The 21951-nt window shown below is 73.6% G+C and carries 17 protein-coding genes, 1 pseudogene and 1 riboswitch; of the genes and pseudogenes, 6 read left to right on the top strand and 12 right to left on the bottom strand.

Translation table 11 applies throughout. The features are described 5' to 3' along the window. Positions 1-145 precede the first annotated feature (145 nt). Positions 146-877: a ZIP family metal transporter gene (locus tag EV284_RS31405; RefSeq protein WP_130340209.1), complete on the top strand. Its 732-nt coding sequence runs from the start codon at positions 146-148 to the stop codon at positions 875-877. 5 nt (positions 878-882) lie between these two features. Here the strand turns inward: EV284_RS31405 and cobI are convergent, their stop codons facing one another. From cobI to EV284_RS31355, 10 genes and pseudogenes are all read right to left on the bottom strand, one after another. Beyond that, the gene (gene cobI / locus EV284_RS31400; protein ID WP_130340207.1) at positions 883-1614 is read right to left on the bottom strand and encodes a precorrin-2 C(20)-methyltransferase; all 732 of its coding nucleotides are present in this window, start codon (positions 1612-1614) and stop codon (positions 883-885) included. Beyond that, positions 1611-3158 (bottom strand): annotated as a pseudogene (locus tag EV284_RS31395) (cobyrinate a,c-diamide synthase); the annotation flags it as partial. The pseudogene EV284_RS31395 and the gene cobI, both read right to left, overlap by 4 nt. A 2-nt stretch (positions 3159-3160) precedes the next feature. Next, positions 3161-3760, bottom strand: coding sequence for a cob(I)yrinic acid a,c-diamide adenosyltransferase (gene cobO, locus EV284_RS31390; protein ID WP_086694413.1), 600 nt, complete (start codon positions 3758-3760; stop codon positions 3161-3163). Further along, positions 3760-5754, bottom strand: coding sequence for a putative cobaltochelatase (locus tag EV284_RS31385; protein ID WP_130340203.1), 1995 nt, complete (start codon positions 5752-5754; stop codon positions 3760-3762). The genes cobO and EV284_RS31385 overlap by 1 nt, the downstream gene beginning before the upstream one ends. Then, positions 5751-9401: a cobaltochelatase subunit CobN gene (gene cobN, locus EV284_RS31380; RefSeq protein ID WP_130340201.1), complete on the bottom strand. Its 3651-nt coding sequence runs from the start codon at positions 9399-9401 to the stop codon at positions 5751-5753. The genes EV284_RS31385 and cobN overlap by 4 nt, the downstream gene beginning before the upstream one ends. Further along, positions 9398-10906 carry a cobyric acid synthase gene (locus EV284_RS31375; protein ID WP_130340199.1) on the bottom strand — a complete coding sequence of 503 codons (1509 nt, stop codon included), beginning with the start codon at positions 10904-10906 and terminating at the stop codon, positions 9398-9400. The genes cobN and EV284_RS31375 overlap by 4 nt, the downstream gene beginning before the upstream one ends. After that, a complete protein-coding gene (locus EV284_RS31370; protein WP_130340198.1) occupies positions 10903-11844 on the bottom strand; it encodes a cobalamin biosynthesis protein in 942 nt (313 codons plus the stop codon). Before EV284_RS31370 ends, EV284_RS31375 begins: the two co-directional genes overlap by 4 nt. Before the next feature lie 97 nt (positions 11845-11941). Beyond that, positions 11942-12074: riboswitch (cobalamin riboswitch) on the bottom strand. 129 nt (positions 12075-12203) lie between these two features. Then, positions 12204-12425: a hypothetical protein gene (locus tag EV284_RS31365; protein WP_130340196.1), complete on the bottom strand. Its 222-nt coding sequence runs from the start codon at positions 12423-12425 to the stop codon at positions 12204-12206. Positions 12426-12452: 27 nt separating this feature from the next. After that, positions 12453-13703, bottom strand: coding sequence for an inorganic phosphate transporter (locus EV284_RS31360; RefSeq protein WP_130340194.1), 1251 nt, complete (start codon positions 13701-13703; stop codon positions 12453-12455). Between the two features lie 141 nt (positions 13704-13844). Next, positions 13845-14612, bottom strand: a complete 768-nt coding sequence (locus EV284_RS31355) for a lysozyme (protein WP_130340192.1) — start codon at positions 14610-14612, stop codon at positions 13845-13847. Positions 14613-14782: 170 nt separating this feature from the next. Here EV284_RS31355 and EV284_RS31350 point away from each other — a divergent pair, with 170 nt between their 5' ends. The 3 genes from EV284_RS31350 to EV284_RS31340 all read left to right on the top strand — a co-directional run bounded on the left by EV284_RS31350 (position 14783) and on the right by EV284_RS31340 (position 18132). Beyond that, entirely contained in the window at positions 14783-15448 is a 666-nt protein-coding gene (locus EV284_RS31350) for a class II aldolase/adducin family protein (RefSeq protein ID WP_130340190.1), read from the top strand. Between the two features lie 50 nt (positions 15449-15498). Continuing rightward, the gene (locus EV284_RS31345; RefSeq protein ID WP_130340188.1) at positions 15499-16620 is read left to right on the top strand and encodes an alpha/beta hydrolase; all 1122 of its coding nucleotides are present in this window, start codon (positions 15499-15501) and stop codon (positions 16618-16620) included. 108 nt (positions 16621-16728) lie between these two features. Next, positions 16729-18132, top strand: a complete 1404-nt coding sequence (locus EV284_RS31340) for a hypothetical protein (RefSeq protein ID WP_207229183.1) — start codon at positions 16729-16731, stop codon at positions 18130-18132. A gap of 28 nt (positions 18133-18160) precedes the next feature. Here the strand turns inward: EV284_RS31340 and EV284_RS31335 are convergent, their stop codons facing one another. Beyond that, the gene (locus tag EV284_RS31335) at positions 18161-18571 is read right to left on the bottom strand and encodes a VOC family protein (RefSeq protein WP_207229182.1); all 411 of its coding nucleotides are present in this window, start codon (positions 18569-18571) and stop codon (positions 18161-18163) included. Positions 18572-18643: 72 nt separating this feature from the next. After that, the gene (locus EV284_RS31330) at positions 18644-19534 is read right to left on the bottom strand and encodes a neutral zinc metallopeptidase (protein ID WP_130340182.1); all 891 of its coding nucleotides are present in this window, start codon (positions 19532-19534) and stop codon (positions 18644-18646) included. A 244-nt stretch (positions 19535-19778) separates the two neighbouring features. Between EV284_RS31330 and abc-f the strand changes: the two genes are divergently transcribed. Further along, positions 19779-21377 (top strand): ribosomal protection-like ABC-F family protein, encoded by a 1599-nt coding sequence (abc-f, locus tag EV284_RS31325; RefSeq protein ID WP_130340327.1) that lies wholly within the window; start codon positions 19779-19781, stop codon positions 21375-21377. A gap of 342 nt (positions 21378-21719) precedes the next feature. Then, positions 21720-21941, top strand: a complete 222-nt coding sequence (locus EV284_RS31315; protein ID WP_004002281.1) for a helix-turn-helix domain-containing protein — start codon at positions 21720-21722, stop codon at positions 21939-21941. Positions 21942-21951 lie beyond the last annotated feature (10 nt).

Here is a 21951-nt window from a genome sequence, read left to right as displayed (position 1 = left end):
GGAAGGGTCCTCTCCTACGGGGTGGCCCGGACACGTGGTCGTGGTCCGGGAGGGGTCTGGGGAACGGTGGTGAATGTCAGGGTCTGATGTGGTTCGCGGGCCGCAGGATGTGCGCACAGGGGCCCGCATCGGATAGCAAGGGCCTATGGCGGTCCTTGTCGCGCTCGGCGCGTTCCTGATGACGCTGGCCGGCGGCTGGACGGCACAGCGCGTGACCGACCGTCGCCACCTGGTCCTGGGCCTGGCCGGCGGCCTCATGCTGGGCGTGGTCGGCCTCGACCTGCTTCCCGAGGCGCTGGAGGCGGCCGGTCACAAAGTGTTCGGCGTACCCGCGGCGCTCGTGCTGTTCGTCGCCGGATTCCTGCTGGCCCATCTGGTGGAACGTCTCCTCGCCGGCCGCCAGGCCGCCCACGGCGCCGGCGAGCACACGCACCGGGCGCCCGAGGTCGGCCTCACGGCGGCCGCCGCGATGGTCGGGCACAGCTTCATGGACGGCGTCGCCATCGGCGCCGCCTTCCAGATCGGCGACGGCATGGGCCTGTCCGTCGCCCTCGCCGTGATCGCGCACGACTTCGCCGACGGCTTCAACACCTTCACCATCACCAGCCTGTACGGCAACGCCCGCCGCCGGGCCGTCGCCATGCTGCTCGCCGACGCCTGCGCGCCGATGCTGGGCGCGCTGTCCACGATGCTCGTGCACATCCCGGAAAAGCTGCTCGGCGGCTACCTCGGCCTCTTCGGCGGCGCGCTGCTCTATCTCGCCGCCGCCGAGATCCTCCCCGAGGCCCACCACGACCACCCCGCCCGCTCCACCGTGCTGTGCACCGTCGCGGGCGCGGCCTTCATCTGGCTGGTGGTCGGCTTCTCCGGCGGCTGACCCCCTCACAGCTTCCCGCCCCGGCCGCCCTCGCGCCGGGGCGGCGCTATGAGCGTCGACAGATACGGCAGCGCGTCGCCGTCCAGCTCGGCGGCGGGCCGTACGGACTCCTCCGGCAGGCCCAGCGCCGACCCCCACACCGCGTCCTCCAGCCGCCCGGCCTCCCGCAGCGCCCGGGCCACCTCGGCCGCGTGCCGCCCGAACTTGTACGCCACCACGGTCCCCGGACCGGCCAGCGCCTCCTTCAGCGCCGCGGTGCCCGCCGTCACCGGGACCAGCGTCAGCGGCTCGGTGCCCTCGGTCAGGACCGCGCCCGACCTGGCCGCGAGGTCCTGCATCGCGGTGATGCCGGGGACGGTCTCGACGACCAGCTCCGGCACCAGCGCGGTGAGCGTCTGCGCGAGGTAGGTGAAGGTCGAGTACACGTTGGGGTCACCGATGGTCGCGAACGCCACGGACGCGTGCTCCCGCAGCAGCTCCGCGACCCGCGCGCCCGCCGCGTCCCACGCGGCCTCCCGGCGCGCGCGGTCCGTCCGCTCGTTCAGCGCGAACACCACCCGGACGATCTTCTGCCCGGACACGTGGTGCAGCACCGTCGCCTCCGCCCGGCCCCGCTCCATGGTGTCCATCACCGGTACGACCACCACATCGGCGGCCCGCAACGCGTTGACCCCCTTCACCGTCACCAGCTCCGGGTCCCCGGGACCCACTCCGACCCCGACCAGCCTGCTGCTCATGAAGTCCGGCACCTCTCCGTGAATCTCCGGGCCACCCCGGGCTCCGACGCCCAGTGCGTATGCAGATAACTCGCGTGCACGCCCCCCCGCACGAATCCCTCCACCCGCCGGGCGGGCGAGACGACCCCCCACGCGGGCGCGGGGCCGGCCCCCGGGTCGACCACGGTCCGGTGGAACTCGTGCCCCCGCATCCGGGTCCCGGCCACCGCGAGCACGCTGTCCCCCACGGCCACGGCGTCCCGATACCCGAGCGTCAACCGCTCGCCCATCCGCGCGGACGCGTCGAGCACCCCGCACATGGGGACCCCGTCGAGCTCCCGGCACAGGTAGAGCAGCCCCGCGCACTCGGCGGCCACGGGCGCCCCGGAGAGGGCCAGCTCCGCGATCTCCTCGCGCAGCGCCTGGTTGGCCCCCAGCTCACTCGCGTACACCTCGGGAAACCCCCCGCCGATGACGAGCCCCCGAGTCCCCTCGGGCAGCCGCTCGTCCCGCAGAGGGTCAAAGGTGACGACCTCCGCCCCGGCGGCGTCGAGCAACTCGGCGTGCTCGGCGTAGGAGAAGGTGAACGCGGCTCCGCCGGCGACGGCGACGACAGGACGCTCGCTCGCGGAGGAGCTCTCGGCGCCGGCGACGACAGGACGCTCGTTCGCAGTGGCCCCACCGGCGGCGGCGTGCGCGGGTTGCTGACCCGCGGCGACGGTGCCGACGGAGTGCTCGCGCGTGGCAGATCCGCGGTCCATCACCCCGCCCGACCGCCCGGACCCCTCATCCCGCCGCCCGGCCAACCGAGACGGGTGGTCGTGGGTGTGCAAAGAAAGGGCCTCAGCCGGAGACCACCCGCCACCCGGCAGCGCACCCGCACTCCGGGCCAGCGCCATCAGCGCGTCCAAGTCGCACCCGGCGGAAACCTGCGCCCCCATCGCCGCCACAGCCGAGACCGCGGCAGCACCCCGCTCGGCGACCGGCACCAGACCGAGATGCCGAGACGGCGTGGCCACCTGCTCAGCCCGCCGCAGCGCGCCCAGCACCGGCACTCCCGCCTCGTCCAGAGCCTCCCGCAGCAGCGCCTCGTGCCGGTCGGACCCCACCTTGTTGAGGATCACACCCCCGATCCGCACCCCCGGGTCCCACGACGCGAACCCGTGCACCAGCGCGGCCACCGACCGCGACTGCGACGACGCGTCCACCACCAGCACCACCGGCGCCCGCAGCGACTTGGCGACCTGCGCCGTGGACGCCAGCTCCCCCTGCCCCGCGGCCCCGTCGTACAGCCCCATCACACCCTCGACCACGGCCAGATCACAGCCCCCAGAACCGTGCGCGAACAGCGGAGCGACCAGCTCCGGCCCGCACAGATACGCGTCGAGGTTCCGCCCCGCCCGCCCGGTGGCCAGCGCGTGATAGCCGGGATCGATGTAGTCCGGCCCCACCTTGTGCGGAGACACCGCGAGCCCCCGCGCGGCGAACGCGGCCATCAGCCCCGTGGCGACGGTCGTCTTCCCGCATCCCGACGAGGGCGCGGCGACGACCAGCCGAGGAACGGACATCACCACTCGATGCCCCTCTGCCCCTTCTGCCCGGCGTCCATGGGGTGCTTCACCTTGGACATGTCGGTCACCAGATCCGCGAACTCCACCAGGGCGGCAGGCGCGTTACGCCCGGTGATCACCACGTGCTGATTCCCCGGCCGCTCCCGCAGCACCGAGACGACCTCCTCGGTGTCCACCCACCCCCAGTGCATCGGGTACGCGAACTCGTCCAGCACATAGAGCCGGTACGTCTCGGCGGCCAGGTCCCGCTTGACCTGCGCCCACCCCTCCCGCGCCTTCTCCTCGTTGTCGAGCTGGGCGTCCCGCTGCACCCAGGACCACCCCTCGCCCATCTTGTGCCAGTCGACGGTCCCGCCCTCGCCGGAGGCACCGAGCACGCGCAGCGCGTTCTCCTCGCCTACCTTCCACTTCGCCGACTTGACGAACTGGAACACCCCGATCGGCCACCCCTGGTTCCAGGCCCGCAACGCCAGCCCGAACGCGGCCGTCGACTTGCCCTTCCCGATCCCCGTGTGCACGACCACCAGCGGACGATTGCGCCGCTGCCGCGTCGTCAACCCGTCGTCCGGCACCACACTCGGCTGCCCCTGCGGCACTACGCGGCCCTCCTCGACGTCGTCCCCCGCACATCCCTGACCAGCCCGGCGATGGCGTCCGCCCGCAGCTCCTCCAGCGTCACCGCCGCACCCCCCAGCTCGTCGGCGAGCCGTCCCGCGAGCCCCAGCCGCACCGGCCCCGACTCGCAGTCCACGACCACCGACGCCACCGACTCCGCACCCAGCAGCCGCGCCGCGCGTCCCGCCAGCGCCACCGGCTCCGGCCCGCCGGTCGCCCGGCCGTCCGTCACCACCACCAGCAGCGCCCGCCGCGAGGGGTCCCGCAGCCGCTCCACCCGCAGCACGTCGTGCGCCTTCAGCAGCCCCGCGGCCAGCGGCGTACGGCCACCCGTCGGCAGCGACTCCAGCCGGGCCGCCGCCGCGTCCACCGACGAGGTCGGGGGCAGCGCCACCTCGGCGGCCGTGCCCCGGAAGGTCACCAGACCGACCTTGTCCCGCCGCTGGTAGGCGTCCAGCAGCAGCGACAGCACGGCACCCTTCACCGCGCTCATCCGCTGCCGCGCCGCCATCGAACCGGAGGCGTCCACGACGAACAGCACGAGGTTCCCCTCGCGCCCCTCCCGCGCCGCCTGCCGCAGATCGTCCCGGCGCAGCACCAGCCCCGGCCCCGACCGGCCCCGCGCCCGCTGGTGCGGCGCCGCCGCCCGTACGGTGGCCGCCAGGTGCAGCTTGGTCAGCGCCCCGCGCGGCCGCAGCGCGCCGGTGGTCCGCCCGCGCTCGGTCCGCGCCCGCGAACGCCGCCCGGCCGCACCCGCCCCGACACCGGGCACGGTCAGCGCCTTGGTGCGGAACGGCTCCGCCGCCCGCGCCGGCGCCTGCTCACCCGCACCGCCGGCGGCCGGCTGCGGCTCCCCGTCCTCTCCGGTCCCGGCCTGCGCACCGGCGTCCCCGCCCTGCGGCCCCTCCTCCGGCGACGGCTGCCCGCCGCCACCGGGACCGTCCGGACCGGGATCGTCGTCGTCCCCGGCCGACTCCTCCAGCGTCCGGTCGAGCTTGTCCTCGTCCAGACCCGGGGCGTCGAAGGGGTTGCGCCGCCGCCGGTGCGGCAGCGCCAGCAGCGCGGCCTGCCGCACGTCCTCGGCCAGCACGTCGCTCCGCCCGTCCCACGCGGCCAGCGCGGTCGCGGTACGCGCCATCACGATGTCGGCCCGCATGCCGTCCACCTCGAAGGCCGCGCAGGTCGCCGCGATCTGCTTCAGCGCCCCGTCGCCCAGCCGCACCTTGGGCAGCAACTCCCTTGCCGCGACGACACGTTGCCGTACGGCGCTCTCCTCGTCCGCCCAGCGCGCCGCGAAGGCGGTCGGATCGTCGTCGTACGCCAGCCTGCGCCGCACGACCTCCACCCGCTGATCCGGCTCCCGCGAGGCGGCCACCTCGACGGTCAGCCCGAACCGGTCGAGCAACTGCGGCCGCAGTTCCCCCTCTTCGGGGTTCATCGTCCCGACGAGCAGGAACCGCGCGGCATGCCGTACGGAGACACCCTCGCGCTCGACGTAGGAGGCCCCCATCGCGGCCGCGTCCAGCAGCACGTCCACCAAGTGGTCGTGCAACAGGTTCACTTCGTCGACGTAGAGGATGCCCCGGTTGGCGGCGGCGAGCAGTCCGGGCTCGAAGGCCTTGACCCCCTCCGCGAGTGCCCGCTCGATGTCCAGGGCCCCGACCAGCCGGTCCTCCGACGCCCCCACCGGCAGCTCGACCATCCGCGCGTCCCGCGCCCCGGCCACCGCCCCGGTGTGCGGCCCGTCCGGGCAGGTCGGGTCGGGGGAGGCCGGATCACAGGAGAACCGGCACCCGGCGACCACCTCGACCTGGGGCAGCAGCGCCGCGAGGGCGCGTACGGCGGTGCTCTTGGCGGTGCCCTTCTCGCCCCGCACGAGCACCCCGCCGATGTTCGGCGCGACGGCGTTGAGCAGCAGGGCCAGTTGCAGATCCTGCTGCCCGACCACCGCGGTGAACGGGAATCGCGTGCTCACTCGTCTCCCTCCAGATCTCCCTCAAGTTCGAGGTAGGTCGCGCGGAGCCGGTCCAGGGTCTCCTGGTCCGGCTCGGCCCACATCCCTCGATCCGCCGCTTCCAGCAGTCGCTCCGTCACGCCCCGCAGGGCCCACGGATTCGAGCGCTTCATGAAGTCCCGGTTCTCCGGCGCGAATACGTACTCGCCGGCGAGCTTCTCGTACATCCAGTCGTCGACCACGCCCGCCGTGGCGTCGTACCCGAAGAGGTAGTCCACGGTCGCCGCCATCTCGAAGGCGCCCTTGTATCCGTGCCTGCGCATCGCGGCCATCCAGCGCGGGTTGACCACGCGGGCGCGGAAGACGCGGTGGGTCTCCTCGCCGAGGGTGCGGGTCCTGACCTGGTCGGGGACGGCCGAGTCGCCCACGTACGCCTCGGGGCTGCTGCCGGTCAGGTGGCGGACCATGGCGACCATGCCGCCGTGGTACTGGAAGTAGTCGTCGGCGTCCGCGATGTCATGCTCTCTGGTGTCGACGTTCTTCGCCGCCACCGCGATCCGCCGGAAGGCCGTCTCCATGTCCCCCCGCGCCGCTCGCCCGTCAAGACCGCGGCCGTAGGCGTAGCCGCCCCAGACCGCGTACACCTCGGCGAGGTCGGCGTCGGAGCGCCAGTTGCGGGCGTCGATCAGGGGCAGCAGGCCCGCGCCGTACGCGCCCGGCTTGGAGCCGAAGACGCGGGCGGTGGCGCGGCGGCGGTCACCGTGCTCGGCGGTGTCCTCCTCCACATGGGCCCGGACGTAGTTGGACTCGCCCGGCTCCTCCAGCCCGGCCACCGCGCGCACCGCGTCGTCGATCAGCCCGACCACGTGCGGGAACGCGTCCCGGAAGAAGCCGGAGATGCGGACGGTGACGTCGATGCGCGGGCGCCCCAGCTCGGCGAGCGGCACGATCTCGAAGCCGGTGACCCGGCGCGAGGCGTCGTCCCACACCGGGCGGCAGCCCAGCAGCGCGAGGATCTCCGCGATGTCGTCGCCCTGGGTCCGCATGGCGGAGGTGCCCCACACGGTGAGCCCCACGGACTTGGGGTACTCCCCGGTGTCGGCCAGGTACCGCTGCACCAGCGAGTCCGCGAGCGACTGCCCGACCTCCCAGCTGAGCCGCGACGGGATCGCCTTGGGGTCGACGGAGTAGAAGTTGCGGCCGGTCGGCAGCACGTTGACCAGACCCCGCGTGGGCGACCCGGAGGGCCCCGCCGGGACGTAACCGCCGTCCAGCGCGCGCAGGATGTGCCCGATCTCGTCGGTGGTCCGGGCGAGCCGGGGCACGACCTCCGTACAGGCGAACTCCAGCACGGCCGTGGCGTCGGCCACTTCGAAGCCCAGCACCTCGTCCAGCACCGCCGGTACGGCCGCCCGGTCCCAGTCCCGCGCCTCCAGGCCCTCGGCGATGCCGCGGCACAGCTTCTCCAGCAGGTCGACCGCGTCGGCCCCGGTGCGGGCCGGCCCCTCGGCCAGGTCGGTCAGCTCCACCGGCACCTTCACCGGGGCGCCCGGTTCGGCCAGCAGCTCCTTCTCCACCAGCCCGAAGTGCCGCGCCAGCGCGGCCCGCAGTCCCGGCAGGGCATCGGCCTGGCCGCCCCACACCTGGGAGGCGCGCAGCACGGCGAGGACGAGGTTGACGCGGGGCTCGCCCTCCGGGCCGCCGCCCAGGATGTGCAGTCCGTCGCGGATCTGCACGTCCTTGATCTCGCAGAGGTAGCCGTCGATGTGCATGACGAAGGAGTCGAAGTCGTCGTCCTCCGGCTGCTCGTCCACGCGCAGGTCGTGGTGCAGCTCGGCGGCCTTGACCAGCGTCCAGATCTGGGCGCGCACGGCCGGCGCCTTGGCCGGGTCCAGGTCGGAGACGAGCGCGTACTCGTCCAGCAGCTGCTCCAGCTTGGCGAGGTCGCCGTAGGTGTCGGCGCGGGCCATCGGCGGCACCAGGTGGTCGACCACCGTGGCGTGCCCGCGCCGCTTGGCCTGGGTGCCCTCGCCGGGGTCGTTGACGATGAACGGGTAGATCAGCGGGAGTTCACCGAGCACGGCGTCCGGGGCGCAGCCGCGCGAGAGGCCGAGGCCCTTGCCCGGCAGCCACTCCATGGTGCCGTGCTTGCCCATGTGCACGACCGCGTCGGCGCCGAAACTGTTCTCCAGCCAGCGGTAGGCGGCCAGGTAGTGGTGCGAGGGCGGCATGTCGGGGTCGTGGTAGATGGCGATGGGGTTCTCGCCGAAGCCGCGCGGCGGCTGGATCATCACGACGACGTTCCCGAACCGCAGGGAGGCGAGCACGATGTCGTCGCCGTCCACGTACAGGCTGCCCGGCGGCTCGCCCCACGCCTCCAGCATGGCGGCGCGCAGCTCGGGGTCCAGGGTGTCGAACCAGGCCCGGTAGTCCGCGAGCGGCACCCGCGCCGGTGCGGCGGCGAGCTGCTCCTCGGTCAGCCACTCCACGTCGTGACCGCCGGCCGCGATCAGCCGGTGGATCAACTCGTCGCCCTCGGTCGGGTGTTCGCTCACCCCGTACCCGGCGTCGCGCAGCGCGTCCAGCACCCGGACCGCCGACGCGGGGGTGTCGAGGCCGACGGCGTTACCGACGCGGGAGTGCTTGGTGGGATAGGCGGTGAAGACCAGCGCGATCCGCTTCTCGGCGTTCGGCTTGTGCCGGAGTGCCGCGTGCCGCACGGCGATCCCGGCGACCCGGGCCGCCCGCTCGGGGTCGGCGACGTAGACCGGGACCTCGTCGGGTCCGGGTTCCTTGAAGGAGAAGGGCACGGTGATCAGGCGGCCGTCGAACTCCGGGATGGCGACCTGCATCGCGGCGTCCATGGGGGATAGAGCCGCGTCGGAGGCGTCCCAGGCGGCCCGCGTGGAGGTGAGGCACAGCCCTTGCAGCACCGGCACGTCCAAGTCGGCGAGGGCGCCGATGTCCCACGCCTCCTCGTCACCGCCCGCCGAGGCGGCCGAGGCGTGCGCCCCTCCGGCCGCGAGCACGGTGGCGACCAGGGCGTCGGTCCGGCCCAGCAGCTCGTACAGCCCGGCGTCCGCGTCGCGCAGCGAACCGCAGTACACCGGCAGGGCGTTGGCGCCGCGTTCCTCGATGGCCGCGCACAGGGTGTCCACGAAGGCGGTGTTGCCGCTGAGTTCGTGGGCCCGGTAGAAGAGCACGCCCACCGTGGGTCGGCCGGGCCGCTGCTCGTAGGTGCCGTGGACTCCGAACTCCGGCATCCGGTGCGGCTCCTCGAAGCCCTCGCCGGTCAGCAGGACGGTGTCGGAGAGGAACCGGGACAGCTCCAGCAGGTTGGCCGGGCCGCCCTCGACCAGATAGCGCAGCGCCTCAGCGACGACCCCGGCCGGGGCGGTGGACTCGGCCATCAGCTCGGCGTCCGGCACGCTCTCGCCGCCGAGCAGCACCGTCGGCACCCCCGACGCCTTCAGCGCGGCGAGCCCCTCCTCCCAGGCCCGCTTGCCGCCCAGCAGCCGGACGACCGCGAGATCAGCGCCGTCGAGCAGGGCGGGCAGGTCGGCCGCCGCGTCGACGCGGGACGGGTTGCCGATGCGGTAGTCGGCGCCGCTGGCGCGGGCGGCCAGCAGGTCCGTGTCGGCGGTGGACAGCAGCAACACTGTGCTCATGCGGGCGCTCCCGGTGGAATGAAGGGCAGTCCTGCGGGCGCGCCCGACTCGATGAGCCGCCAGAGCGCGTCCGTGTCCGCGTGGTGTTCGATCAGGTCGCCGAGCAGGTCGAGCTGTTCCTCGCGCAGCGCGGCGAAAGACGTGTCGGGGGCCGGGACGAAGCGGCGCCCGGAGGCGGTGGCGACCTCGCGCAGGAAGGCGCGCCGGAAGCCGTCCGACTCCAGCGAGCCGTGCCAGTGGGTGCCCCAGACCTGGCCGGTGCGGCAGCCGTCCAGGAAGGGCGTCCCGCCCAGCACCTCGGCGACGCCGTGGTGGATCTCGTACCCCTCGACGGGTTCGCCGAGAGCCTCCCCTACGGGCCGGGCGAGCGTCTTCTCGGGATGGAACCGCACCCGTACCGGGAGGAGTCCGAGGCCCGGCACGCTTCCGGCGCGGGACTCGACGTCGTCCTCGATGTGCTCGCCGAGCACCTGGAAGCCGCCGCAGATCCCGAGCACGGGGCGCCCCTCGGCGGCCCGGCGCGCCAGCGCGTCGGCGAGACCCCGCTCGCGCAGCCATCGCAGCGCCCGTACGGTCCCGCGCGTGCCCGGCACCACCACGAGGTCGGCGTCGGCCAGTTCCTCGGGCCGGTCCACGAAGCGGACCACCACGCCGGGTTCGGCGGCGAGGGCGTCCACGTCGGTGAAGTTGGACATCAGCGGGACGGCGCACACGGCGACCCGCAGCACGTCCTCGCCGTGCGGCGGAGCGACGGCCGACTCCCGCACGGTCCCGCGCAGGGACACCCGGAGCCCGTCCTCCTCGTCGATGCCGAGGCCGTGCCGGAACGGCAGCACCCCGTAGGTGTGCCGCCCGGTGAGGTCGCGCAGCATGTCCAGGCCCGGTTCCAGCAGCGTCACATCGCCCCGGAACTTGTTCACCAGGAACCCGGCGACCAGCGCCTGGTCCTCGGGGGAGAGCAGGGCGACCGTGCCGAAGAAGGAGGCGAACACCCCGCCCCGGTCGATGTCGCCGACCACGAGGACGGGCAGCCCCGCGCCCCGCGCGACGCCCATGTTGACGATGTCGGTGCGCCGCAGATTGATCTCGGCGGGCGAACCCGCGCCCTCACAGATCACCGCGTCATACGTGCCCCGCAACTCCTCGAGGCACTCCAGCACCGTTCCCAGCAAAGCCTGTTGGCGCCCACCGTGATAGCCGCGCGCACTCAGCTCACCCACCGGCCTCCCCAGCAGCACCACCTGGCTGCTGCGCTCGCCGCCGGGCTTGAGCAGCACGGGGTTCATCAGCGCGGTCGGCTCGACCCGGCACGCCTGCGCCTGCATGGCCTGCGCCCGCCCGATCTCCGCGCCCTCCCGGGTCACGAAGGAGTTGAGGGACATGTTCTGCCCCTTGAACGGCGCCACCTTGACGCCCTGCCGGACCAGCCACCGGCAGATCCCGGCCGTCACCACGCTCTTGCCCGCGTCGGACGTCGTCCCCGCGACCAGCAGACCACCGCTCACCTGCTCCGTCCCCTTCCGATGAGGCGCCCGGCGACGGTGACGCCGAGCGCGAGCAGACCGACCCGTCGGGAGAGCCGTACGGCCCGCCCGATGTCGGCGACCTCGACCGGCCGCCCGGTGCCGTTGAGCACGGGCCGGTGCTCGATGCGGCCGCCGTAGGAGAGGGTGCCGCCCAGCCGGACGCCGAGCGCGCCGGCGAACGAGGCTTCCACCGGGCCCGCGTTGGGGCTCGGATGCCGGTGCGCGTCCGCCCGCCAGGCCCGTACCGCCCCGCGCGGGTCGTCCCCGGCGAGCGCGGCGAGTACGGCGGTGAGCCGGGCGCCGGGCCAGCCGGCCGCGTCGTCCAGCCGGGCGGAGGCCCAGCCGAAGCGGCGCAGCCGGGGCGACTTGTGCCCGACCATCGCGTCCAGCGTGTTCACGGCCCGGAAGCCCAGCAGCCCCGGCACCCCGGCCACCGCGCCCCACACCAGGGCGCCCACCACGGCGTCGGAGGTGTTCTCCGCGACCGACTCCACGACGGCGCGCGCGATCGCGTCGGCGTCCAGCGCCTCGGGGTCCCGGCCGCACAGGTGCGGCAGCCGGGCGCGCGCGGCCGCGAGGTCGCCGCGCTCCAGGGCGCGGCCGACGGCGGACGCTTCGCGGGCGAGCGACGTACCGCCCACGACGGCCCAGGTGGCGGCGGCGGTCAGCGCGGCGGAGGCGGCGGGGTGAGGACGTACGGCGCGTGCGGCCAGCGCACCGAGCGCGGTGGCCCCGCCGGCGCACACCAGGGTGTGCAGCGCGCCCCAGCCGCGGTGGTCGTGCCACAGCACGCGCTCCACACGCCCGGCGGCCCGCCCGAAGGCGGCGACGGGGTGCATGCGCTGGGGATCGCCCAGGAGGAGATCACCGAGGAGGCCGGCGGCGGCACCGTACGCGTACGAGCGATCGGCGCCCATCGGCTAGCTCGCCGTGGGCGTGCCGGTGTTCCTGGTGCGGGTTCTCGGGCGGCGGCCGGGCATCACGGTAGTCCTCACTCAGGGTGTCCACGCCCTGGTTCGACGAGACCGGCGACGAGAGTTCCTGGCTCCCGGGGACTTCTCCCCGGTGACAGTGGCGGGACCGCGCCGGATTCGCACCGGCTTCCTCTGCTGTCGCCGTACATGGCCCGCGAAGTCCACCACGTGCCCGGAAGGGTCGTCAACCTGCCTGTGACCTGCGGGAGAAGAGTGTGTGGAGCCCCACACCGGCACCGGTGGGAACAGCGGAAGGCCCCCGCGCGGCACATGCCGGGCGGGGGCCTTCCGAGTGACGGGCCCTAGGCGACGATCAGGTAGAAGCCGTACGCCACCGCCGCCGCGCAGGCGGCGAAGCAGGCGTAGGCGCCGGTCACCGCGAGCGGGGCCGAGCCGCCGGTGGCCGCCGCGCGCTCGCGGCGGGCCAGCCCGCTCACGCCGAGGGTGAACAGGCCCACCAGGGCCACCGTGGCCACGAGGCTGACGCCGAAGACGGAGCCGAGGGCCGCCCAGTCGATCTTCATGGGGATGTTCCTCCAGTTGCCGGGGGGTCAGACCCGGGCGGACGGCGCGGTGGTGGCGGGGGCGGACTCGGCGGGGGCGGCCGGGATGGTGGCCGTGAGGTCCTCCGCGACGATGCCCACGGGGGGCGGGGTGACCATGGCCATCGCGGTGGTCACCACACCGGCCGGCTCGGTGTACTCCTCGGCGGTGACGTGGGTGTGGTCGATGACCTCGCGGCGGGAGATCTTCCAGATGGCGAAGCTGGAGCCGATCAGGAAGAGCGCCACCAGCCCGGTGCCCCAGTCGCCCAGGCCGGTCACGGCCTCGGCGCCCGCGCCGACCAGCGCGGCGGCCGGCAGGGTCAGCGCCCAGGCCACGAACATCCGGGTCGCGGTGGACCAGCGGACCACTCCGCCCTTGCGGCCGAGGCCCGCGCCCATCACCGAGCCGGAGACGACGTGGGTGGTGGAGAGCGAGAAGCCGAGGTGCGAGGAGGCCAGGATCGCGGTCGCGGCGCTGGTCTGCGCGGCGAAGCCCTGACGGGGCTCCAGGTCGGTCAGCCCCTTGCCCATGGTGCGGATGATCCGCCAGCCGCCGATGTAGGTGCCGAGCGCGATGGCCAGGCCGGCGGAGAGGATCACCCAGGTGGGAGGGTTGGAACCGGGGGAGAGGGCACCGCCCGCGATCAGCGCGAGGGTGATGATGCCCATGGTCTTCTGCGCGTCGTTGGTGCCGTGCGCCAGCGAGACCAGGCCGGCCGAGGCGATCTGGCCGGCGCGGTAGCCCTTGCGGGTCGCCGGGGTGTCGCCGTCCCGGCCGATGCCGTAGGAGAGGCGGGTGGCGACCATCGTGGCGAGACCCGCCACGATCGGCGCGGCCACCGCCGGGAGCAGGACCTTGGTCACCAGCACCTCGCCGTGGACGGCGCCGAAGCCCGCCGAGGCGACGGTGGCACCGACCAGGCCGCCCATCAGGGCGTGCGAGGAGCTGGAGGGCAGGCCCACCAGCCAGGTCAGCAGGTTCCAGAGGATCGCGCCGGTCAGGGCCGCGAAGATGACCTCGGGACGGATGCCGGTCTCGTCGACGAGACCCTTGGAGATCGTGTTGGCGACCTCCACCGAGAGGAAAGCGCCCACCAGGTTGAGCGCGGCGGACATGGCCACCGCGACCTTGGGCTTGAGAGCGCCGGTCGAGATGGTGGTGGCCATCGCGTTGGCGGTGTCGTGGAAACCGTTCGTGAAATCGAACGCGAGTGCGGTTATCACCACTATCGCGAGGATCAGCGAGAAGCTTTCCATTTACCCAGGCAATCGTTCGAAGTCGTTGGCAGCATGAACGTAGGCAACCTGGGTGAACGGAAGGTGAACTGGGCCGGACGCCTCGGTGCCGGAAGCGGGGGTCCGGATTCCGGGGGCCTGCGGGGGCCTTGCGGGGCCTGTTCAGCGCCCGCGCGCGAAGGCCCGCAGCCGGGTGGTGGAGCCGCCGAAGAGATCCTGGTCACCCGGCAGTCTTCCCTTGGTGCCGTGCTGCCAGAAGGTCCAGTACCGCCAGCCGCCGGGCAGCCTGCCGGGGCCGGAGGAGTCGTGGCTCGCGATCCACAGCGCGTGGTCGGCGGCGAAGGCGCGGCTGTTCCCGGTGCACGCGGTCCACCAGTGGGTGGTGGTGTAGATGACCGGGCGGCGGCCGGTCTCCCGGCGCACCTCGTCGCTGAAGGACCTGATCCAGCGCACCATCCGCGTCCGGCTCAGCCCGTAGCACTTGTGGTGCTTGTCGTACGGGTTGTACTCGATGTCCAGCGCGGGCGGCAGCGTCATCCCGTCCGCCCGCCAGTCGCCGCCGTTCCGGACGAAGTACGCGGCCTGCGCGGCGCCGGAGGAGCGGTTCGGCAGGGCGAAGTGGTAGGCGCCCCGGATCAGGCCGGCCCGGCGGGCGCCCTTGTACTGGCCGGTGAAATAGGGGTTGCGGTAGGTCGTGGCCTCGGTCGCCTTGACGTACGCGAACCGGGCGCCCTCGGCGCGGGCCGTGTGCCAGTCGACGCTCCGCTGGTGCGAGGAGACGTCGTGGCCCTTGGGCTGGGTCCGGCGCAGGTCGGACCCGGTGGCCACGGGGGCATGGGCGGCGGTGAGGGCCCCGGTGAGGGTGAGGGCCGTCAGGGCCGCCGCGAGGACGCCCGCGCGGCGACGGGTTGATGAGCGGTCACGGGCCATGCGGTCCCCCGGCGAGACGTGGTCCAGCGGGCAAGAGGGATCAGTGAAAGCCGGGAGGTCGTCAGAAGTGTGACTATTTCGTGCGTTTCCAGCCGGTTTCGCCCGTTCGGCGGCGCGTGGAAGAGGTCGAAGCGGGCACGCGGGCGACCGCCTCCTGGCAGGATCGCGGCATGGCGGAACAGCGGCGGGACGCGGACGGCGACGAGGCGCGGGCCTGGGACGAGCTGGTGGCCACCGCCCGGCGGACCGTGGCCGACGGGCTGGTCGTCGGCACCTCCGGGAACGTCTCCGTACGGGTGGGCGACACCGTGCTGGTCACCCCCTCCGGTGTGCCCTACGACCGGCTCACCCCGGCCGACGTCACCGGCGTCGACCTCACCGGCCGCCAGGTGCTCGGGTCACTGGTGCCGACCAGCGAACTCCCCATGCACCTCGCGGTGTACCGCACCACCGGCGCCCGCGCGATCGTCCACACCCACGCCGTGCACGCCACCGCCGTCTCCACCCTGGTCACCGAGCTGCCCGCCGTCCACTACCTGACCGGCGCCCTCGGCGGCCCCGTACGGGTCGCCCCCTACGCCCCCTACGGCACCCCCGAACTCGCCGCCCACGTGCTCCGGGCCCTCGAGGACCGCTCCGGCTGCCTGCTGCGCAACCACGGCACGCTCACCCACGGGGAGACCCTGGACCGCGCCTACGACCGCACCGCCCAGCTGGAGTGGATGTGCCGTGTCTGGCTCGCGGCGTCCTCCGTGCCGGGGCTGAGCCCGTCGCTGCTCACGGAGGCGGAGCTGGCGGAGGCGGGGGAGCGGCTGCGGGGGTACGGGCAGCGCTGAGCGCGGGGACTCCACTGGCCGGGACGCGCCCGTCCCGTGACACTGGACGCGTGCGCAAAGTCCACGTAGTCGCCGCCGCGATCGGTGCCGTGCTGGCCGCGGGCGCCGCGTCCGTGGCCGTCGGAAGGCTGGCCAGCGGCGCCGCGCTGAAGCTGCCGCCCGGCCGCCCGCTGCCCACCGAACCCCGGCTCACCGTGCACGGCCTTCAGGGCGGCCGGATCACCCTCACCCGCGACCTCGCCTCCCGGCGCCCCGGCGTCTACGGCCTCGCGGGCAACGGCTCGCACGCGGTCGTCGGGGAGGTGCTGGAGGGGGCGGAGCCGAGCCCGGACACCGTCGTACGCCGTCTCGAACGCCTCACCCACGGCGCCTTCGCCCCCGGCGACCCCGCCTGGCTCACCCCCAACGCGTATGTGGGCGACCCCGGGTCCGCCCTCGGTCTCGAGTACGCCGACATCGACATCCCCGGCGAACTCGGCCCGCTCCCCGCCTGGTTCGTGCCCGGTCCCCGGGACACCTGGGTCATCGCCGTGCACGGTCTCGGCACCACCCGCGAGCAGACCCTCAACGTCATGGGGATGCTGCACGCGCTCGGACTGCCCGTACTGGCCCTCGCCTACCGGGGTGACATCGGCGCCCCGCGCTCCCCGGACGGCCTGAGCCACCTCGGCGAGACCGAGTGGCGGGACGTGGACGCGGCGATCCGGTACGCGGTCCGCTACGGCGCCCGCCGGGTCGTCCTCCTCGGCTGGTCCACCGGCGCCACCATGGCACTGCACGCCGCCGAACGCTCCTCGGTACGGGACCGGATCGCCGGGCTGATCCTCGACTCGCCCGTCCTCGGCTGGGAGACCACCCTGCGCGCCTTGGCCCGCGCCCGCCACGTCCCCGGCCCCCTGCTGCCCCTCGCGGTACGCGCCGCCCAGGGCCGGGCCGGCATGCGCACGGCCCGCCACGCCGTGGGCGTCGAACCCCTCAAGGTCCCCACCCTGATCATCCACGGCCCCGACGACCAGATCGCCCCCTGGGCCGACTCCCGCCGCCTGGCCGCCCGCCAGCCCGGCCTCATATCCCTCCACCCCGTCCCCAAGGCCCCGCACGCCGCCATGTGGAACACGGACCCCACCCCGTACGAGGACCTCCTGCGCCGCTTCCTGACCCCGCTGCTGTAGCGGCTCGGCCCCGCGGGCCCCCGCCGGAGCCCCCGGTTCTGGCCCTCTCCGTAGCCGCGTGTGACTTCCCGTTTGGGTTTTCGGACCGTCAACCGGAAGACTGCACCCGTGACGTCCCGTATCCCGCGCGACTCCAGGCTTCGACTCGTCCGACCGCGACCCCTGGCCGCCGCCCCCAGAGCTGTGAACCAGCGGCGCACGCGCCGCACCGTGCCCCGGCCGCCCGAGGGGACGCCGGCCCCCGCCGAACTGGCGAGACTCGCCCGGACCGTCCTCGCCGGGGCGGTCCGGGTGGCCCGGTGGGCCGACCTCGCCCTGGGGCCCGGCAGCGACGCCGCCACCGCCGACGGCAAGGCCACCCTCTCCGACGCGACCGCCGAGCGCGCCGCCGCCGACCTCGGCCTCACCCCCGCGCAGATCCGCGCCGACTGGGACACCGCCCGCCTCTCCGGCCTGGTCGAGGTGCACGGCGACAGCGCCCGCCCCGGCTGGCGCCTGCGCGCCTGGGACCGGGACGACAGCGCCGTCCTGCGCGGCTGGGTCGCCCTCTTCGACGCCTGGTCGCTGGCCTGCCCCGAGCCGCACGGCCACGAGCCGGCCACGGTCGCCGAGGTCGTCTCGGCCATGCCCCAGGTCCTCTCCTTCCTCCAGCTCTCCGCGGGACCCGTCCCGGTGGAGCAGTTGCTCGACCTGCTCCAGCAGCGGGTCACCGAACTGCGCACCGAACGCTGCGAGGTCACCTACGCCCCCGGTGCCGTCGAGGCCCCCGTCCTCACCGCACCCGCGCCGGACGTCCCCCTCGCCCCCCTCCTGGACTGGGCCGTGGAGGCGCTGGCAGCGGTCGGCGCGCTCACCCACGGCGGCGGCCACGCCACCCTCACCCCCCTGGGAAGCTGGGCGGTCTGGGTCAAGCTGGAGCAGATCTGCGTCGCCGCGCAGAGCCCCGCCGGGAACATCGAGCAGTCCGCCGAGGACATGCTGCGCGGCTGCGCCCAGCTCCGTCCCAACGCCGCCCGCGCCGAGTACCGCGCCTGGCTCGCCGCCCGCACGGTCGGCGGAGCCGTCGGCCAGCTCCTGGAGGCCGCCCGGGGCGACGACGCCCTGCTGCGCGGCCTCGCCTTCGAGGCGCTCCGCGTGGTCGGCGCCCCCGCCGAGCACGAGGTGCGCGCCGTCGTGGCGGAACCCGCGCTGCGCCCCTACGCCCTGCTGTGGCTCGCCGAGTACGACGGCGTCGACCCGGAGGACGCCCACGAGGTCCTCACCCGCGAGGAGGCCACCTGGCTGTGGGTCGACACCGCGGCCGCCGTCGCCGACCACGGTGAGACCGACATGCTCGTCAGGCACCTGGAGGCGGCGGTCCAGCCCACCGTCCCCGCCCTGCTGGAGGAGGTCCGGGCCGTGGGACACCCCCGCACCGTGCAGGTCCTGGTCGCGCTCGCCGCCGCCCACCCCGACCCCGCCCTCGCCAAGGCCGTGCGCCGGGCCGCCTTCCAGGTGCACACCGGAGGCTGAGCGGCCCCCGCCGGAACGCCCCCGCCGCTCAGGAAGGCAGCGCGGGGGCGTACGTGCCGAAGCTCCAGAGGTTGCCCTCGGCGTCCCGCGCCAGGTAGTCCCGCGCGCCGTAGTCCTGGTCCGTCGGGGGCATCAGGATCTCCACCCCGTGCTCCACCGCGCGCCGGTGATGGGCGTCCACGTCGTCCACCACCACGTACACCCCCGCCGGGCCTCCGCCGCCCATCGCCTCGGCGAAGACACCGCCGCGTCCCTTGGACCCCAGCATCACCGCGCCGTTCCCCTGGGTCAGCTCGGCGTGCAGGACCGTACCGTCCTCCGACTCGTACACCGCCAGCTCGGTGAAGCCCAGCGCCTGCGTGAGCTGCGCGATCGCCGCCCGCGCGTCCGCGTACAGCAGCGTCGGGTACACGCTGGGGCGCCCGCCGGTGTCCGCCATGCCGATCACTCCCTCGTGCACGGTTCCGTCCCGCTTCGTCCCCTTCAGTCTCGCAGCCGGTAAGGCAACGCCTCAGCCGAACGTGTCGCACCGGTCCGGATCGCCCGTCCGGTAGCCCTGGTCGAACCACTGCTGCCGCTGCAGCGAGGACCCGTGCGTCCAGGTCTCGGGCGTGACCTTCCCCTGGAACTCCTGCTGGATGCGGTCGTCGCCCACGGCCGCCGCCGCGTTCAGGCCGTCCTTGATGTCCGCCGGGGTCAGCCTGGTGATCAGCGGCTTGCCCGTCGAGGCGTCCGGCGCCGTCGTCGCGTGGTGCGCCCACACCCCGGCATAGCAGTCCGCCTGCAGCTCGACCCGGACCGAGCTGCTGTTCTCGCCCGTCGTCCCGTCCTGGGTCCGGCCCAGCGTGCCCGTCAGGTCCTGCACATGGTGGCCGTACTCGTGCGCGATCACGTACGCCTGGGCGAACGGGCCCCCGCTCGCCCCGAACTTCGTGCGCAGCTCGTCGAAGAAGCCCAGGTCCAGGTAGACCCGCTGGTCACCCGGGCAGTAGAACGGCCCCACGGCCGCCGTCGCCGCCCCGCAGGCGGTACGGATCTGCCCGCTGAAGAGATACGTCTCCGCCGGGGCGTACCGCTTGCCCTGCTGCCGGAACTCGCCCGCCCAGTAGTCCTGCACGCTGTTGACGACCGCGACCACCCGGCAGTCCTCGCGGCTGTTCGCGTCCCGGCCGGTACGGCAGGACTGCTGGACCTCGCTCACCGAGGAGGGCTGGGACGAGGTCTCGTCACCGCCCGAGGAGAGCCCGAGCTGGTCCGGGCCGACGCCCAGGAACAGCGCCAGCAGCAGCCCCACCAGCCCGACGACACCCCCGCCGATCGTCGCCCGGCCGCCCGGCAGCCGGCTCCCGCGCACGTCCCGCACCTCGGAGGTGTCCAGATTCGCGTCGTCGTCGAACTGCACAGCCCGTCACCTTCTGTCGGCTTCCATCGGCTTTCGCGAGCTTCCGGCCGCCCCGTCGCACCGTGGCTCGCAGCTCACGCGGCATCTGTACCCCGGAAGCCCGCACACCTGCCACCCGGGGCAGGAAAAGGCCTTGCCCGCCCCCGTTAGACTGGGCCCATGGCCATTCTCCTCGCGCATTAGACGGCGGGAACGCCCTCGACAGCCGCCCATCCGTCAACCACGTACGCCCAGGAGTATGTCCGTGATCTCCGCCTCCGGTATCGAGCTGCGCGCCGGTGCGCGCGTCCTCATCGAGAACGCCACCTTCCGCGTCGCCAAGGGTGACCGCATCGGCCTCGTCGGCCGCAACGGCGCGGGCAAGACCACCCTCACCAAGTGCCTGGCCGGTGACGGCATCCCGGCCGCCGGCACCATCACCCGCTCCGGCGAGGTCGGCTACCTCCCGCAGGACCCCCGCACCGGCGACCTCGACGTCCTCGGCCGCGACCGCATCCTCTCCGCCCGCGGCCTCGACGTGCTCATCCGCAAGATGCGGGAGAACGAGCAGCGCATCGCCAACGGCTCCGGCGCCACCCGCGAGAAGGCCCTGCGCCAGTACGAGCGCCAGGAGACCGAGTTCCTCACCAAGGGCGGGTACTCCGCCGAGGCCGAGGCCGCCACCATCGCCGCCGCGCTCAACCTGCCCGACCGCGCGCTCGGCCAGCCGCTGCACACCCTCTCCGGTGGTCAGCGCCGCCGTATCGAGCTGGCCCGCATCCTGTTCTCGGACGCCGACACCCTGCTGCTCGACGAGCCGACCAACCACCTCGACGCCGACTCGATCGTCTGGCTGCGGGACTACCTCAAGACCTACCGCGGCGGCTTCATCGTGATCTCCCACGACGTCGACCTGGTCGAGACGGTGGTCAACAAGGTGTTCTACCTGGACGCCAACCGCTCCCAGATCGATGTCTACAACATGGGCTGGAAGCTCTACCAGCAGCAGCGCGAGGCCGACGAGAAGCGCCGCAGGCGCGAGCGGCAGAACGCCGAGAAGAAGGCCGCCGCCCTGCACTCGCAGGCCGACAAGATGCGTGCCAAGGCCACCAAGACGGTCGCCGCGCAGAACATGGCCAAGCGCGCCGACAAGCTGCTCTCCGGCCTGGAGGCCGTCCGGCAGTCCGACAAGGTCGCCAAGCTCCGCTTCCCGGAGCCGGCCCCCTGCGGCAAGACGCCACTGATGGCGGAGGGCCTGTCGAAGTCGTACGGCTCGCTGGAGATCTTCACCGACGTCGACCTGGCCATCGACAAGGGCTCCCGCGTCGTCATCCTCGGCCTCAACGGCGCCGGCAAGACCACCCTGCTGCGCCTCCTCGGCGGCGCGGAGCAGCCCGACACCGGCTCGGTCGTCCCCGGTCACGGCCTCAAGCTCGGCTACTACGCCCAGGAGCACGAGACCCTGGACCCCGAGCGCACGGTCCTGGAGAACATGCGCTCGGCCGCGCCGGACCTGGACCTGGTCGAGGTCCGCAAGACGCTCGGCTCGTTCCTCTTCTCCGGCGACGACGTCGACAAGCCGGCCGGGGTCCTCTCCGGCGGCGAGAAGACCCGCCTCGCGCTGGCCACCCTGGTCGTCTCCTCGGCCAACGTGCTGCTGCTGGACGAGCCCACCAACAACCTCGACCCCGCCAGCCGCGAGGAGATCCTCGGCGCGCTGCGCACCTACAAGGGCGCCGTCGTCCTGGTCACCCACGACGAGGGCGCCGTCGAGGCGCTCCAGCCGGAGCGGATCATCCTGCTTCCGGACGGCGTGGAGGACCTGTGGGGCTCCGGTTACGCCGACCTGGTGGCCCTCGCCTGACCCCGGCGCGATCATTCGGCCCGATCATTCGGCCCAGCGGTGATCCACCATCTGAGTGAGATCTCCTCATACCGAGGTGTGTCCTACACGGATTTTCCGGCCGGTCCCCCCGTACCCGAGCGGTACCGGGGGACCGGCCGTCTCGCGTCGCTGACCTGGGACTTCCCGATTCCACCCGTTCGGCGGTACGCGCGCGCCGCTTCGGAATCATTGATTCCGTATGTGCGGACCCGCTCCTGTCGTCACAACCTCGTCTCACGGACCTTGCCGAATGGGTGGCCAACCTGACGAGAAGGGGTGATCATGAGAAGACCAGAGCGCACTTCCCATGAGGAGGACCGGGTGGCCGAGACTCTGAAGAAGGGCAGCCGGGTTACCGGCGCCGCGCGCGACAAGCTCGCGGCAGACCTGAAGAAAAAGTACGACTCCGGTGCGAGCATCCGGGCGCTGGCCGAGGAAACCGGTCGCTCGTATGGCTTCGTGCACCGGATGCTCAGCGAGTCGGGCGTCACGCTCCGTGGGCGAGGGGGTGCGACGCGGGGCAAGAAGGCCGCGTCGTCCTGACTCCGGGCGG

Source organism: Streptomyces sp. BK022 (genome assembly GCF_004217355.1).
GTDB lineage: Bacteria > Actinomycetota > Actinomycetes > Streptomycetales > Streptomycetaceae > Streptomyces > Streptomyces griseoluteus.
Note: the sequence above shows the minus strand (reverse complement) of the source record. Positions and strands in the feature narration are given on the sequence as shown.